The 16,579-nt window shown below is 41.8% G+C and carries 15 protein-coding genes; 10 read left to right on the forward strand and 5 right to left on the reverse strand.

Going from position 1 to position 16,579, the window contains the following annotated elements:
* Positions 1–20 precede the first annotated feature (20 nt).
* The 5 genes from rpsN to FC83_RS14065 all read right to left on the reverse strand — a co-directional run bounded on the left by rpsN (position 21) and on the right by FC83_RS14065 (position 4,438).
* Positions 21–290, reverse strand: a complete 270-nt coding sequence (gene rpsN, locus FC83_RS14045) for a 30S ribosomal protein S14 (RefSeq protein ID WP_035452125.1) — start codon at positions 288–290, stop codon at positions 21–23.
* A 144-nt stretch (positions 291–434) separates the two neighbouring features.
* The gene (gene guaC, locus FC83_RS14050) at positions 435–1,424 is read right to left on the reverse strand and encodes a GMP reductase (protein ID WP_035452123.1); all 990 of its coding nucleotides are present in this window, start codon (positions 1,422–1,424) and stop codon (positions 435–437) included.
* Between the two features lie 149 nt (positions 1,425–1,573).
* The gene (locus FC83_RS14055; protein WP_057002908.1) at positions 1,574–3,067 is read right to left on the reverse strand and encodes a hypothetical protein; all 1,494 of its coding nucleotides are present in this window, start codon (positions 3,065–3,067) and stop codon (positions 1,574–1,576) included.
* A 19-nt stretch (positions 3,068–3,086) separates the two neighbouring features.
* Entirely contained in the window at positions 3,087–3,482 is a 396-nt protein-coding gene (locus FC83_RS14060) for an OsmC family protein (RefSeq protein ID WP_035452120.1), read from the reverse strand.
* Positions 3,483–3,493: 11 nt separating this feature from the next.
* On the reverse strand, positions 3,494–4,438 hold the full coding sequence (locus FC83_RS14065) for a magnesium transporter CorA family protein (protein ID WP_057002909.1): 945 nt from the start codon (positions 4,436–4,438) through the stop codon (positions 3,494–3,496).
* A 73-nt stretch (positions 4,439–4,511) separates the two neighbouring features.
* Here FC83_RS14065 and FC83_RS14070 point away from each other — a divergent pair, with 73 nt between their 5' ends.
* The 10 genes from FC83_RS14070 (at position 4,512) to FC83_RS14115 (ending at position 16,546) form a co-directional block, all read left to right on the forward strand.
* Positions 4,512–5,345, forward strand: coding sequence for a methyltransferase domain-containing protein (locus tag FC83_RS14070; protein WP_035452118.1), 834 nt, complete (start codon positions 4,512–4,514; stop codon positions 5,343–5,345).
* A gap of 250 nt (positions 5,346–5,595) precedes the next feature.
* Positions 5,596–6,105: a tRNA (uridine(34)/cytosine(34)/5-carboxymethylaminomethyluridine(34)-2'-O)-methyltransferase TrmL gene (gene trmL / locus FC83_RS14075; RefSeq protein WP_035452116.1), complete on the forward strand. Its 510-nt coding sequence runs from the start codon at positions 5,596–5,598 to the stop codon at positions 6,103–6,105.
* Positions 6,106–6,216: 111 nt separating this feature from the next.
* Positions 6,217–6,804, forward strand: a complete 588-nt coding sequence (locus FC83_RS14080) for a pentapeptide repeat-containing protein (protein WP_057002910.1) — start codon at positions 6,217–6,219, stop codon at positions 6,802–6,804.
* Positions 6,805–7,010: 206 nt separating this feature from the next.
* Complete coding sequence (locus tag FC83_RS14085) at positions 7,011–9,227, forward strand: DNA translocase FtsK (RefSeq protein WP_081763041.1); 2,217 nt, start codon at positions 7,011–7,013, stop codon at positions 9,225–9,227.
* Positions 9,228–9,343: 116 nt separating this feature from the next.
* Positions 9,344–10,627, forward strand: a complete 1,284-nt coding sequence (gene yfmF, locus FC83_RS14090; protein ID WP_035454693.1) for an EF-P 5-aminopentanol modification-associated protein YfmF — start codon at positions 9,344–9,346, stop codon at positions 10,625–10,627.
* Positions 10,614–11,906 carry an EF-P 5-aminopentanol modification-associated protein YfmH gene (gene yfmH, locus FC83_RS14095; RefSeq protein ID WP_035454695.1) on the forward strand — a complete coding sequence of 431 codons (1,293 nt, stop codon included), beginning with the start codon at positions 10,614–10,616 and terminating at the stop codon, positions 11,904–11,906. The genes yfmF and yfmH overlap by 14 nt, the downstream gene beginning before the upstream one ends.
* A gap of 195 nt (positions 11,907–12,101) precedes the next feature.
* Positions 12,102–13,121, forward strand: coding sequence for a helix-turn-helix domain-containing protein (locus FC83_RS14100; protein ID WP_035454697.1), 1,020 nt, complete (start codon positions 12,102–12,104; stop codon positions 13,119–13,121).
* A gap of 12 nt (positions 13,122–13,133) precedes the next feature.
* Positions 13,134–13,721: a CDP-diacylglycerol--glycerol-3-phosphate 3-phosphatidyltransferase gene (gene pgsA / locus FC83_RS14105; RefSeq protein ID WP_035454699.1), complete on the forward strand. Its 588-nt coding sequence runs from the start codon at positions 13,134–13,136 to the stop codon at positions 13,719–13,721.
* A 117-nt stretch (positions 13,722–13,838) separates the two neighbouring features.
* A complete protein-coding gene (locus FC83_RS14110) occupies positions 13,839–15,089 on the forward strand; it encodes a competence/damage-inducible protein A (protein WP_035454701.1) in 1,251 nt (416 codons plus the stop codon).
* A 254-nt stretch (positions 15,090–15,343) separates the two neighbouring features.
* Positions 15,344–16,546, forward strand: coding sequence for an RNA-guided endonuclease InsQ/TnpB family protein (locus tag FC83_RS14115; RefSeq protein WP_035454703.1), 1,203 nt, complete (start codon positions 15,344–15,346; stop codon positions 16,544–16,546).
* The last annotated feature ends 33 nt before the right edge of the window (positions 16,547–16,579 follow it).

The raw sequence follows: 16,579 nt of genomic DNA on the forward strand, positions 1-16,579 counted from the left end.
GTGGGGTCTATTTTTATAAATTACCAGCTAGCTTTACGAACACCCGGGATTTGACCCTTGTGGGCGAGTTCTCTAAAGTTGATCCGAGACATGCCGAACTTACGCATAAAGGCATGGGGCCGACCATCTAATTGGTCCCGGCGATGAATGCGGACAGGAGAAGCATTGCGGGGTAATTTAGATAAAGCCACGTAATCACCTTTAGCCTTTAGTTCTTCGCGAACTTGAGCATACTTGGCGACGGTTGCTTCAATCTTCTTTTCCTTAGCAATTTTTGATTTTTTAGCCATTCAGTAAACACCTCTTTTATAGTGGCTTTTTGTTCAGTTTAGGCGAACGAATTCGCGATATTTATCGTTAGCAATAGAGTCATGGGTTAGTATAACACAAACGGCTTACTTATGAAAAGTAAGCCGCTGGTTAAATTTAAGAATTTAGATAGTATCACCATTGAAAATTGAGTTTTTAACGATGACATAATCTACTGTCCGTAAGGAGTCTAAATCACGGCCCCCGGCGTAAGAAATGGAAGACTGCAGATCTTCATGCATTTCAGTCAACGTATCAGAAATATGGCCTTTATAAGGTAACAACATTTTTTTACCTTCAACGTTATGGTGATCACCTTTTTGATAAGAAGAAGCTGAGCCATAGTATTCTTTGAAGATTTCGCCATCTTTTTTCACAGTTTTGCCAGGTGTTTCTTCATGGCCAGCAAATAAAGAACCAATCATGACCATGGAAGCACCGAAGCGGATGGATTTAGCAATATCGCCATTGGTGCGAACACCACCATCGGCGATAATTGGTTTGCGGGCGGCCTTGGCACACCAGCGCACGGCAGCTAATTGCCAGCCCCCAGTGCCAAAACCAGTTTTGATCTTAGTGATACAAACTTTACCAGGGCCAATGCCGACTTTCGTGGCATCAGCGCCAGCATTTTCAAGTTCACGAACACCTTCAGGCGTCCCCACGTTACCGGCAATCACGAAAGTATCAGGCAAGGCTTGTTTGATATGTTGAATCATGTCGATGACAGTTTGGGAATGGCCATGGGCCACGTCGATGGTAATAAATTCAGGGTTTAATTTTTCAGCAGCTAAAGCATTAATAAAGTCGTATTCATCAGGTTTAACGCCCACACTAATCGAGGCGAAGAGGTTTTTAGCATGCATATTTTTGACGAAGTCTAAACGTTTTTCTGGTTCAAACCGATGCATGATATAAAAGTAATCGTTAGTTGCTAACCATTCGGCCAAGGGTGCGTCGATAATGGTTTGCATGTTTGCAGGAACAACAGGAATTTTGAAGCGGTGTCCACCAAAATTGACGGTCGTATCAGCCTCTGAGCGGCTTTTGATGATACATTTGTTAGGAACCAGTTGGATATCTTCATAGTCGAAAACCTGTAGCTCATTAATCATATTTGAATCGCTCCTATTCAGTAACAATTTCAGGACAAAAAAACAAGGCCCATACGAGCCTTGTATAATTTACCTAATTTACGATGAAAAGTCAAATAAATACTGTTATTTATTATAAATTTTCTTAAAACACGAAAGATAAATCCTGTTTACTGCTTTATTGTACCAAATTTAGCAATTAACCAAGCATCAACGTCCCGGGCGTTCGCAAACTGGATTTGGGTCACCGTGTCTTTTTGACGTTGGCATTTTAAATGAACGACACCTTTAGACCAATCCACATCTAAGCCATGAATAATGGCCCGTTCCACCAATAACTGCTGGCTGGGACTAAGCTTATCAGCTAAAACGGGCAGAGCGGTGGTGTTGTCTTTTAAATAAGCTTGAAAGTGGGCCTGACCTTGTTTTAGACCAAAAGGTACAAGGCTATGGGCCTGGATCTGATCGGCCACTCTGGCACCAAGCGTCAGCTGCGGATCATCGATTTGCTGTTGCAGGGTGGTCAAAATATTGGCAAATACGGCCGGCAGATCTAACGTGGCAATTAAATCATAGAGCTGATCAAAATAAGCCTTTGCCCGGGTCTTAAACCACTTTGGTTGACTGTGGGGTTCACCTAAGGCAACTTGTTCATTTAACTGGTTGGCCTGGGTATAGGCTTGATCCATATCAGCCGGGGGTTGTTGGATCAGACTGTTGAGCACCATTAATTTAATAAAAAGCAGGCGATTGTTGCCCACTAGATCCCGTTCATAAGGATCTAAATCAAACATGCGCATCTCCAGGTACTTGATACCATTTTTTTCCAGAGTGGTGAGGTCATCGGCTGCCTTTACCCGGACTGGGCCATAGAATTCATGGGTAGAAAAGAATTGGTTATTGGCGATATAGTGATCAATAGCATCAATTTGAGCGCGCAATGATTGATAACCGATTTTGATATCAGGCGTGTTACTAAAGCCATAAGAGCTGGAGCGAATGCTGCGGACGGGTGCTTGTAAATCAGCAGGCAAGCGCCAATAATGATTTTCAGTAATCGGGGATGCGCCGAAAAAGTAAGTGATCAACCAGCGATCTAAGGCCATATTTTGGGAGATGCGAAAATAAAGCTCATTTTTAAAAGCAACAAAACTCTGATCAAGGGTGTTTTTTTGATCATTATAGAGTTTTTCAAAAATAGTTTCGGGGATACTCACATTAATGTGTAAACCGGTGATCAATTCTTGTTCCACCCCATATACTTTTTTCAGGTAATCGCGATAGGATTGAAACTTTGGTCGGCCAAAGTGGGTTGAAATGAATTGTTTATCAGTGGTGGATAACCGTGGTGGCATACTTAAAGGCCAAATAACTTCATCTGGCCGTAGATGTTTTTGCACGATACTTTGCAAAACATCTAGATATTCTAAAACTTCAGCTTCCCGATTCTTGGGAATTGTGACGAGTTCCATCTGGGATTCGCCAAAGTCCGATTGCAAAGTTGGGTGGTAATTTCTGGAACCAAATTCGCTGGGATAAGGATAATCACTGAGATGACCATCAGTCTTGAGGCGATGTTCTTCAACTTCTACCCCCATCTTACTCAGGAGTAATTCCGAGGTAAGATTTAATTGTTTAATGGTTTCTTTTAAGTTCTTTAGCATCGCGTCACCTCAATATTTTTTATGCTTGGGCAATTACCAACTGGGTATCCACATCAATAGTCCCTTGAATGGACTGAACCACGGTACAAGAGCGATGGGTCATTTTTAAGATCAGGGCGAGTTTTTCATCTGTCGCTTTGGCGCCACGGACCGTCAAGACCATCTTGAGTGCTTTAACTTGATTAGGAGCTGTATCAGCTTGAATCATGGTGCTTTCAATACTTAAATCAGAATAAGGAATTTTTGAGTTTTCTAAAATGATTCGATAAGTGCCTAGGGTACAAGCTGCTGCAGCGGTTTGCAGGAGTTTGACCGGTGAAACTTCACCGCTACCGTGGCCGATATGCACGGTTTGCCCCTTGTTGGTCATGACCATGCCCGCATCGTTTAAATTAACTGTTAAATGTTTTTCCATAACCTATCATCTCACTTAAAATATTTTTTTTGCCAGAATCTAAAGGCAACTATTAAAGATATCACGACAGAAATTATAATGGTAATGATCCAACTGATATGATACTTGGATACCGGCAGATCCACGTTCATACCATAAAAAGAGAACACTAAAGTTGGAATTGTTAGAATAATTGAATAAGTCGTTAAAAATTTCATAACTTGGTTCATATTGTTGTTGATGATTGAAGAGTAGGTATCAGTGGTTTCATTGATGATTGTATTGGAGATCTGGGCCATTTCCACAGCTTGTTGATTTTCAATGAGGATATCATCCAAAAAATCATCGGTGGCTTCACTGAGTTTAAAAGTGCTCACCCGATGCAATGTTTCTAACACATTACGATCAGTTCTAAGGGAGAGTAAAAAATAAACTAACCCGCGTTGCACCCCCATTAAACTATAGAGTTGTTCATTTTGTAAAGAAACTTGCAGGCGATTTTCCACATGTTCACGGACCCGGTTCATATCCTTGAGGTAACGCTGGTAATTAGAAATGATATGACTGATGATTTGCAGACAGCCTTTGTAAGGGTTTTTAATATCTAAAGCACGGCGATTGTCAGAAAAAGAATCTAAAAAAGGCTTGCGGGTAATGCTGATGGTGATTAAAAAATCATCTTTGATCAATAGCCCAATGGGGGTAGTTCGGTAAGTGAAGTTGTGGTTTTTTTGACGTTTAATCTGGGGAACGTCAAAGATGACTAAAGTGGTTTTGTAATCTTCGTCGTATTCTGTCCGCGCGCTTTCATCACGATCAAGACTGTAATAGATGTAATCCAAAGGCACATTGGTTTTACTTTGGAGTTGTTTGATTTCTTCTGGCGTGGGGTCCAGGGCATTGATCCACATTCCCGGTTTGATGTTGGTTTGTTTTACCAATTTATTCTTGCTATCATAATCATATGCCAGTAACATTTATTGAACTCCCTCTTATGTATATTTTGATTGTCATAATTCTAACATATCCGGGATAGAAGAGGTCATTTTCGTGAAAAAAAACGCCATCAGCGCCCACTTTTTAAAAACACAACTAACAGCCCTGCGCTGTCCAGTCTGTCAGACACCGTTTGTGCAGGTAGCTGATAATGCTTTAATTTGTCAAAAAGGGCACAGTTTTGATATTGCCAAGAAGGGCTCGGTTTTTTTCTTAAAGGCCCCCGTGCCCACTGAATATACCACTGACATGTTGGCCAAACGCCAACACGTGATTCAAGCCGGCTTATTTGCCCCGGTTTTAAATCGGATTGCCACCTTACTACAAGGCACAGCCGTGATTGATGCCGGCTGTGGGGAAGGTAGTCAAATCAAAACCATCGCTGCCAAGCACGTCGGCCACTACTTTGCCTTTGACATCTCCAAGCCAGCGATTAACTTAGCGGTTTCTGGTGCGGATTTTCGAGACGATACGGCATTTTTTGTAGCTGACTTAGCCCATATGCCTTTTGCCAGCAACCATTTTTCAGATGTTATCAATATTTTATCTCCCAGCAATTATCAAGAGTTCAAACGCGTCCTCAAACCCCAAGGCCAAATTATCAAAGTGATGCCTAACGCCAATTATTTACAAGAATTACGGCACTTGGTGTATCCTAGTGGGACTAAGGCCACCTATGACCCCAAACCGGTCCAAGATCATTTCAAGGCCAATTTTCCCCAGGCCATTTTTGAAACTCTGAAATATGATTTTCCACTAACACCAACATTGGCTGCGGACCTGTTTGCCATGACGCCGTTAACTTGGCAGGTGGCGCCTGAGCGCTTTGATATAAGCGCATTGACGACAATCACCGTAGATTTAAGTATCGCTTCTGTAACAATTTGATTACAGAACTGTGTAAGCATTGAAACTTGGCTGTGTTAATGATATATTATTAACAAGGTTTTTTTCATAGGCTTTTCTCAGAAGATATTTTGATAAAAGGTTATGATCAAAGGTCTTACTAACGTAACGTTTTGCTGTGATTGCCACCGAAACGATGCGTTTTTTTTTGAGCTTTTTTTGACTTAGAATTGAACTATAGCCCGTGTATTTTCATAAAAACATGATAAAAACTTGAATGGAGCGAAAAAATTTGACCAATCATATTGCATTATTTGAACCTTTGATGCCGTCAAATACAGGTAATATTGCCCGTACTTGTGCCGCCACAGATACTGTTTTACACCTTATCTATCCCCTTGGCTTTCGGACTGATGATAAATCTTTAAAACGGGCCGGCTTAGATTATTGGCATGATGTGAATATTGTCTATCATGACGATTTAAAAGCTTTCTTAGCAACGATTCCAGATGATAAGTATCTATATTTAATCACGAAGTTTTCAGATGAAACGTATACTGATCGGGACTTTTCCGATACAGCGGTGGATCATTATTTTCTTTTCGGTAAGGAAACCACCGGCTTGCCAGAAGACTTCATGCGCGACAACCCTGAAAAGTGTTTGCGTATCCCCATGACGGATAAAGTGCGGGCCTTAAATTTATCCAATAGTGCCGCTATCGTCATTTTTGAAGCCTTGCGGCAACAGCAGTTTGCTGGTTTAGAAAGAGAACATATTTATGAACATGATAAATTAAAATAAGTTTTTAAACCACAAGCTATCTTGAACTAAAGCAGAAATTATTTTTGCTTTAGTTCTTTTTAGTTGCAAGCTATTTTGGCGGCGGTGATAATCGCCAGGAGGTAAATTAACATGATACATAACGAAGAATTGGGATTAGATAAAATTGAAGCTGGCCAGGATTATCAGAATTGTCATTTTTTGGTGGGTACCCAAAAAATCCGGATAGCCGATGTGAATTTTGTGAACTGTACCTTTGAACAAACCGATTTTAGCCATAGTGAATGGTTAGACTGTTCTTTTAAGGGGATCAATTTTTCAAATAAGCATTTTGAACAAAGCGTTTTTTACAGGGATAAGTTTGATACTTGTAATTTATTGGGCGTTGAATGCTTTGAGAACACGTGGAAAGATACGCAATTAAGCGCTTGTCGGGCTGATTATATTAACTTTAGCAGTTCAAAAATGACCCATTGTCAACTGCGAGATACCAGCTTCAAAGAAGCTTTATTTTACGATGTGACCTTCAATTCGGGGTTGTTAACAACTGATTGTACATTTGATGAGAGTAGTTTTTCCGGCTCGAAGTTAAAGGGCGTCGATCTGTCAAAAAGTGAGTTTACGACCATTGAATTTACACCAGCCTATTTGCAGGGGTTAATTATCAATCAATTTCAGGCGGCTAGTTTAATAGCCACGTTAGGTGTTGAAATCCGTTAACAATTATGGTCGCTTTTTCTTAAACATTTCATAATTTTATGGTTAACTGTTGAATGATAGGGCGATAGTTTGCTAAATTCAGGTTAGTAGCTGCCAAAATAGATAGTGGGGTGTTTTAATTGGCACAGACAAAAAATAACATCCGACAACGGAAACCATCACGAACCAAGCGCTCTAGCAAAAAAAAAGTTGATTTATCCAATAATATGATTGGATTTATTCTATTATTTATAGCTGTATTTAGTTTCTTTCAATGGGGTGCATTGGGCGTTTTATTTGCAAATGTGTTCCGTTTTATCGGTGGCGATACGCATAACTTATTAGCCTTGGTCATTGGTGCTTACGGGCTGTATCTCGTATTAAAGGGCCATAATCCCCTTATTAAGTTGCGATATGTCTGGGGGAGTTTAATTGGTTATGTGGGCGTATTGCTGAGTTTAAGCGCCTATACATTGAGTGGGTTAAACATTCACAATAATTTTTTGAATACAACGTTGACACTATTAAGCGCTGATTTTGCCCGCTTAGCCGTCACAGAACACATTGGCGGGGGCATGTTAGGGGCGCTGATTTATACTTTTTCTTATCCACTGTTGGGGCAAATTGGCACTTATGTGATCAGCAGTCTGGTTGTTTTTGCGGGGGCGTTGGTTTTATTTGACGTTCCCTTTTCAAAAGTGGCCCACGTATTGTACCTAGGCATTAGCTGGCTGGGTGAACACACCATGAATTTAGTTCAGGCTGTGGGCCAACATATCGATTTGTCTAAGGTAAAAATAAAGGTACCCGTTTCAAAAACCAAGGGTACGCCAAAAGCACCACGACCAACCAAGACAGATAAGGCTAAAGCCAGCGCTGCCCAACCTAAAGCAGCCGTTGACTTAGCACCGGATAACTTTGAGATTCATTCTGCGAAAAGTATGGCTGAACCAGCCAAACCTGCAGAAACAACCCCAAAAACGACTGCACCTCATTTTTCAAATACAGTGACACCTTCAAATTACCAACTGCCAGCACCAACCCTGTTAACCCAAGTACCAGCTGCCGATCAAAGCCAAGAATATGCTGTTATTAAGCAAAATCGTGAGAAATTAAGGGCAACTTTAGATTCCTTTGGGGTTGATGTCACGGTAAAAAGTGCTAGTTTAGGGCCATCCATTACAAAATATGAGGTTCAACCGGCCATTGGGGTGAAGGTCAGTAAAATTGTTAATTTAGCTGATGATTTAGCCATGGCCTTAGCTGCCAAGGATATTCGGATTGAAGCACCAATTCCAGGTAAACCCTACGTGGGAATCGAAGTGCCTAATAAGCAAGTTGCCCCCGTGTCTTTTCGCAATGTCATTGAGCATACCCCTAATCATCCTGATAAGATTTTAGAAGTCCCATTAGGTCAGGATGTGACCGGGCAAATTATCACGATGGATCTAACTAAGATGCCCCATTTATTGATTGCCGGTTCTACTGGCAGTGGGAAATCCGTGGCAATCAACACGATCATCACGAGTATCTTGATGCGGGCACGACCAGAACAGGTGCGTTTGATGCTAGTAGATCCTAAAATGGTGGAATTAAACGTCTATAATGGCATTCCCCATTTGCTCATACCGGTGGTGACGGATGCCAAAAAGGCTGCTGGGGCCCTGAATAAGGTCGTTAAAGAAATGGAACGACGTTATCAGCTCTTTGCTGATAACAGTGTGCGCAACATGTCAGAATATAACCAAATGGTGACCCAGACCCGCGCAGAAGCACCAGATAATAACACTTTGGAACTTCTACCCTATATTGTGGTGATCGTCGATGAATTATCTGATTTAATGATGGTTGCTGGTAATGAAGTGGAAAGTGCCATTGTGCGGTTGGCACAAATGGCCCGGGCTGCGGGTATTCATATGATTATCGCAACGCAACGGCCAAGTGTTGACGTGATCACAGGGCTGATCAAGGCGAACATCCCCTCTAGAATTGCCTTTGCGGTGTCCAGCGGGATTGATTCCCGGACAATTCTAGACACGATTGGGGCGGAGAAATTGCTGGGCAGAGGCGACATGCTATTTTCGCCAATTGGCACTAATAAACCTGTGCGTATCCAAGGTGCCTTCATTTCGGTGAAGGATGTAGAGGCCGTCGTGGCCTACGTGTCCCAACAACAAGCGGTTCAATACGACGAATCAATGGTACCCAGTGATACAGATGATCAAGCTGATATGGCCGAACCAGAAGATGAATTCTATCAGCAAGCGGTGGACTTAGTGACCCAACAACAAAAGGCCAGTGTTTCTATGTTACAACGGCGTTTTCGCATTGGGTATAATCATGCCGCTCGGCTGGTGGACGAAATGGAAGCCCGTGGCATCGTGGGACCAGCGGATGGTAGTCGGCCGAGAAAAGTATTAAAACCTAAATCTGAGGCTGATTAATGACCTAGCGGGCGTCTGATTTTGTCAGGTTACATTTTTTTTGATATGATTTACTAGCAATGGCTCATAATACCAATCTTTTATTTTTTTAGATGCTAATTTATGGAGGCACTTGAATGGATCAAATTCATCAGGGAATTTATTTACAGATCGATCAAACCGATAAGTTCAAAACAATTAATTTTACCATTAATTTTTTAGAACCTTTGCAAAAAGCCAATATTAGCAAGCGTGCGCTTTTAGCGGCCATTTTAGAAAATAGTAATAACACGGAAAAAACCCCCGATCAAATTGCCGTGCATTTGGAGAATCTTTATGGGGCTAACTTTTCTTTAAGTCACTATGTAGAAGGGCAAACATCTATATTGAGTTTAAGTGCTATTTGTCCAGCACCACAATTTTTACCCGAACATGAAGATGTGTTGCATGCCTTAGTGGCCCTAATTAAAAAGAATCTATTCGAACCAGCCCAAGAAGCTGGCGTGGCAGCTTTTGACCAAGCTATTTTTAATCGGGAACAAAATAATCTAAAGCATAAAGTCCAAGCTTATATGGATGACAAGCAATATGCTGCTGCTTTAGCGACCAAGAGCTTGTACTTTGGGGCCGACAATCCAGTAGCATTACCAACTACTGGGCGGCTAGCTGACATTGAGGCCATTTCTGCGGCTAATCTTTGGGCTTATTTTGAGCAACTTTTAGTTCAAGATCAGATTGTGATCACGGTCACTGGCGATGTTGCTGCCTTAGACATTAAGAGAATCTTTGATTGGCCTGAATTAAGCCCTCGGCCTAAACAAACTGAACTGCCCCTGTTTTACCAGCAACCTTTAGCCCCTGAAGTTAACCAGGGCCAGCAACAATTACCGGTGACCCAAGGAAAACTTAATTTAATGTATCAAGTGCCGGTGACTTATTATGGCCCCCAGTACTTTGATTATCTAGTGGCTAATACTGTCTTTGGTGGTTCTGCTCAGTCTATGTTGTTTATGAATGTTCGGGAAAAATTAAGCCTAGCCTATTATGCTAATAGTAATTTAGATGCTTTTACCGGCACAGTCATGGTACAAACGGGCATTGACAGTGATAAAAAAGACATTGTTTTATCGGAAATTAAAAATCAACTCGCTCATATTCAGGCGGGAGAAGTTTCAGATATCTTAATCGCCAATGCTAAAAAATTGTTGATTGATCAGTTTGCTCAGCGCAGTGATAGTCCCTTTGGGCGTAATTTGCGCTATTTATTCCAATTTTTGCAACCGGCTGTGGTGATGGATACACCAGCCTTTGCAACGGCTGTTAATGGCGTGACTAAAGCGGCTATTCAAGCAGCAGCAGCTAATTTTAAATTACAAACGATCTATGCCATTGAAAAGAGGTACGAAGATGCAACAGATTGAATTTAGTAATCTAGGAGAACATTTTTTTACCACGACTTTAGATAATGGCTTGCGGGTCAATATTTTACCCAAGCCAAAATTCCATAAGACTTTTGCCATCTTCTCTACAAATTTTGGGGCAGTGGACCAAACGTTCGTCCCAGTGGGTCAAACAGCGTTTAAAACGTACCCTTCCGGCATTGCGCATTTTTTGGAACATAAAATGTTTGAAAAGGCTGACCATGATGCCTTTGATTTGTTTGGCAAATATGGCGCTGATGCCAATGCCTTTACGTCCTATACAAAAACCAGTTATTTATTTGCCAGTGTCGGTTCGGTTCATGAAAATTTAGATATATTGTTAGATTTTGTCCAAGATCCTTATTTCTCGGAAAAATCGGTCAATAAGGAAAAGGGCATTATTGCCCAAGAAATAAACATGTATGCCGACGAACCCGACTGGCGGGGGCAAATGGGCATTATTGGCAATTTATTTCCTGAACATCCGGTTCATTTGGATATTGCCGGGACGGTGGCGTCGATTCAAGATATCACAGCGGAACAGCTATATGAGAATTACAACACTTTTTATACCCCAGAGAATATGTCGCTATTTATTTCCGGCCCGACTGATCCAGAAACGTTGTTAAACTGGATCGAAGCCAATCAGGCTCGTAAACAATTTGTATCCCACGACTTGCCTCAAAGAAAAGCAATTGATAGTCAAGGCAATGAAGATATTTTACCTTTTCGCTTAGCTGAAATGCCTATTAGCGTGGCTAAGTCTTTCGTGGGTATTAAGGGCCCGATGAATTCTCAAATTAATGCCACCGGTTTAAAGACCAAAATCCAATTACAATTATTGCTGCAAATGTTATTTGGTGTTTCGTCACAAAATTTCGCTAATTTGTATAAGAACGGTTTGATTGATGACAGCTTTGGTTATGAAAGTAATTATGAACGGACCTTTAATTTTGCTTTGCTCTACGGCGATGCTGAAAAGCCTAGTCAATTGTCAGATCAATTGTTGGATTTACTTGAAAAGGGCCCCACAAGTCCGGATTTAAATCAAGCACACTTAGAGCGCTTAAAACGTAAACGTATTGGGTCATTTTTACTCAATTTCAATTCCGTGGAAGCTATCGCCAATTTGTATAATACCTATGACTTTGGTGAGGCCACGGTATTTGATGTCTTAAATATTATTCATGAAACTACCATCGATGATATTGTGAATTTGGCAAAAGTTTATTTAGATACAAAAAATGCCAGTGTTTTCCATGTGATTCCTAAGCAGTAGACTGTCAGACCAGACAAAGACAGGCTTCACCCTATTTTTGATGTGATAAATGATAGCCCAATTAAGGGCGTTTTATCCCGAATTTTAATTCAGCGGATTTCGCACTTTTTAATTGAAATAGCCAACTTGCTTCTGTAAACCATGAAAGAGCTATGTTATACTCGACTAGATAATAATTTAGTAGGTGAAATTTAAATGAATGAACTCGGACAAAAGTTGCGTCAAGCAAGAATTGACAAGGGCTATACCATTGATGATCTGCAACAGATCACCAAGATTCAAAAACGTTACTTACTTGCAATTGAAGAAGGCAACTTGGATCAATTACCAGGTAAGTTCTATGTGAATGCTTTTATTAGACAATATGCGCAAACGGTGGGCCTTGATGGGCAAGCATTGCTCAAAGAATACCAAGGCACGCCGGCTAAGGGACCAGGTGAAGCGGGTCAGTCTAATGAAACTGAAACTAGTCAAACCCAGGAAACATCTAATGATAGTCGCGAGGACAACACTAAGCCAGCTTCACGCATTACGAATGAAAAGCGGGACTTACGCCTTGAAAAATTAAAGACTTATTTGCCGCAAATCATTATTGTCGGTATTGTGGTCATTTTAATTTTAGGTATCTTGTTTATTACGGTTTCCCATCAACGTAATAACAGTTCTAGTAACACTGCCCAGTCTTCAGCGTCTGTTAAAGTTGTCGACGATACGAAATCTAACAGTGCTGCTAAGTCTAAGCGCCAATCTAGTGCGGCGAGTTCCAAAGCTTCTAGCTCTAAAGCTTCAAGCTCTAAGGCGTCGAGTTCTAAGACATCAAGTTCTAAATCCTCAAGTACAAAGTCATCGAGCCGCAAATCAACCAAGATGACGGTTTCAACGGTCAGTGGCACACAAACCACTGCCGGACAAACTTATGAAGTTAAGAATTATCCAGCCGCTAATAATACGGTGAATATTTCAGCAACTAGTGCTTCAACTTGGGTCACAGTTGTGGCTAATGGCACAACTCAATGGCAAGGGAGTGTAACTGCAGCGGCACCACAATCTGTGCAACTACCAAGTGGCATCACTTCGTTTGTGGTTACTTCAGGGAACGCACCGGTAACTGAATTGAAGATTAATGATACGACTGTGAAGTTGCCAACGTCTTCAAATGTGGTTCAAAATTATACCTTTAGAGTGGCCCAAAGTACTGCAACAGAAAATCAATAGGGGTTATTTAAAATGAACTTACCAAATAAACTAACCGTGTTCCGAATTATTCTGATTCCCGTATTCATTTTGCTTTTGGCATTGCCTTTGCAATGGGGAACTTTGAGCGGATTAGGAACGAGTTTACCGGTCAATCATTTAATTGCGGCCATTGTGTTTATCGTAGCTTCATTAACGGATTTATTGGATGGTAAAATTGCCCGGGCCAATCATTTGGTGACTAATTTTGGGAAGTTTGCGGATCCTTTAGCTGATAAGATGTTAGTGATGACTGCATTTATTTTCTTAGTCAGTTTGAACATGGCACCGGCTTGGGTCGTGGCAATTATTGTTTGTCGTGAATTAGCGGTGACTGGTTTGCGGTTATTGATTGTGGAACAAAATGGGGCAGTCATGGCTGCGGCCATGCCAGGTAAGATTAAAACCACGACACAAATGTTAGCTATTATCTTTTTATTGCTGCATGATGTGTTCTTTGGGTTGATCAATGTACCTTTTGGCTTATGGATGTTATACATTTGCCTATTTTTCACCATTTATTCCGGTGCCGATTATTTTATTCAAAACCGGCATGTCTTTGTAGACTCTACAAATGAATAGTTGTTATTAATATAATCAGGGTTTGTGGTGAAGCAATAACTTTTCCGCAAGCCCTTATTTTTGCCAGTAACGTTATTTGCCAATTTTGGCGTATTTATAAATATGGGGGCGTTTTTTGTGAAGGCAGAAATTATTGCAGTGGGTACAGAATTGTTATTGGGACAAATCAGTAATACCAATGGTCAGTTCTTAGCACGAACCTTGGCGGATATTGGGATTGACACCTATTATCAAACCGTTGTTGGTGATAATCAGAAACGCTTGGAATCGGTTTTAAAACTGGCCCAAACACGCAGCGATTTAATTATCACAATTGGTGGTTTAGGACCTACTGAAGATGACTTGACCAAACAAACTGTGGCTAAACACTTAGGCAAGCAATTGGTGCCGGATAAGAAAGCTTTGGCGCGGTTACAGGGGTTTTATACTCAAAGCCAGCGACCACTTACACCAAATAATCAAATTCAAGCCTACTATGTGGCTGATGCCACAGTTTTAGACAATGATCATGGTTTAGCGGTGGGGTCTGCTTCGACGGTTGATGGGGTAAGCTATATCCTATTACCTGGTCCACCAAGTGAATTTAAGCCGATGGTCACGCACAAGTTACGCCCTTTATTAATTGCCATGACCCATCATGATGAGTTTTTGTTATCCCGGGTCTTGCGTTTTTACGGTATTGGCGAGTCTTTACTGGCCACTGAATTGGATGATTTGATTGTTTCACAAACTAACCCCACCTTGGCCACTTATGCCAAGGATCACGAAGTCACATTACGCTTGACAGCAAAAGCACCGCAAAAGGCTGAGGCTGTGAAGCTATTAAATGACTTAGAAGCCAAAGTTCAAGCGCGGGTTGGCGATTATTTTTATGGGTATGGGGATGATAATTCATTGCAAAAAGTTGTGGTGAATGCTTTGATTGCGCAAAAAACCACTCTGACTGCGGCAGAAAGTTTGACTGGTGGCTTATTTCAAAGTATGATTGCTGAGGTCCCAGGGGCCTCAGAAGTGTTTGCTGGTGGCTTTGTGACCTATGCAATGGCTCAAAAAGCTAAAATGCTGGCCATCCCACTAAAAGATTTAGAAAAAAACGGCGTCGTCAGCCAGCAAACTGCCGCAGCCATGGCGTTACAAAGTAAACAACGCTTAGGGGCGGATATTGGGATTGGTTTTACCGGCGTTGCTGGGCCTGATAAATTAGAAGATCAACAAGCAGGGACTGTTTATATTGGCTTGGCCTTTAAAGATCAGCCGGTTGACGTGAAGTTATTCCATTTTCCCCGCCAGCGTAATGATGTCCGGACAAATGCCGCCATGGCCGGATTTTTCATGATTTTCCAAGCCTTACAAGCAGAACGACACTAAACACTCGTTCGATTTTTCTTGCAAATTTGGCTGCTGTTCTTTAAAATTAGAATAAGTAAGTGCAGATAGTTTAGGAGGACATAAATGATTATCATTTATGTGATCAAATGTAGTCATTCATAGTCAAATGTCAACATCAAAGTCTCATGGTCAGTCGACGAGTTTGGGGTTTAATTTTTTTCTATTTTTTGAGCACGAAAGAAGACAAACACATATTCGATACGGTATCCTATAGAGTATAGGAGGTGGATCGAATGCCAGTCAAAACTCACAAGATCAGATGCTATCCCAATGCTGAAATACGCACTGTTATCGCCGAGCTGACGGACTACAACCGTTTCTGTTGGAATCAGGGTTTAACGACTTGGAATGACATGCATGAAGCATCTCTTATCATGAATGATAAGAAAATACGGCCCAGTGAACGCAGCGTGCGCAATGAGTTGGTGCAGAACAAGGCTGACTGGCAGTATCAACGGTCCGCCCGTGTACTTCAAACTGCTATTCATCGCTTGCATCAGGCCTGGCAGAATTTCTTCAATCCCAACATGCCAGACACCCACAGACCCAAATTTCACAGTAAGCGGGATCCGAAGCAAAGCTTTACAACAGATCGGGCAACCGTTAATGGCAAATTCCTGACACTGGATCGGCCTCATGGGACTAAGCATCACTTCACCGCTATCAAGTTGGCTGAAACCTTGCGTTTTTCTGGCGTGATCAAAGCCGTGACGATAACCAAGCTCGGGGACAAGTTCTACGCCAGTATCGCTGTTTCAGTTGAAGATACGCCACGGCCAGCTTTTTATGAAAGTTGGGATATAGCTGGCATTGATCTCAATGTTGGCCATATTAACTGGAATGATGGTGAAGTCAATACCTTCACACCACGGATGGCAGTGCTGCATCAACGAGTCAAAGTCTATCAAAAACGCTTGGCCCGGAAACGGCGGGAGAATCCCAAGCATTTTCGGTCCAAGAACTACCAACGGACTCAGGCTAAGCTGAACCGAACTTATCAAAAGATTAATGCTTTACAGGATGATCTGATCCACAAGTTCAGCCAGCAAATCACTAAAACCTTTGCAGTTTTCTGTTTAGAGGACCTCAATGTTCGCGGCATGAAAATGAGTAAGGATAAGGTCAAAAACCTACAGCGCAGTCTCTTTCGCCGACTGCGCACGGCAATCGAGTATAAAGCTGCTTGGCAGCATCAGCACGTGGTGATCGCGGATCGTTTCTTTCCGTCCACCCAGCGTTGTTCAAACTGCGGCTTTATCAAGACTGCCGACAGTTATGGTGGCAAGATGACCCTTCGAGGCGACAGTATTTACCACGATCATGATATTTACCGCTGTTACGAGTGTGGCATGGTCATGAATCGGGATGAGAATGCGGTTCAAAATTTAATTGCATATGCGGCGGGGCTTCCGTCGGAACGGGCAACCGTTCATTGATGATTCTCCAGTCGGTCACTGTCCCAACTGACT

Source organism: Agrilactobacillus composti DSM 18527 = JCM 14202, assembly GCF_001436375.1.
GTDB classification, from domain to species: domain Bacteria; phylum Bacillota; class Bacilli; order Lactobacillales; family Lactobacillaceae; genus Agrilactobacillus; species Agrilactobacillus composti.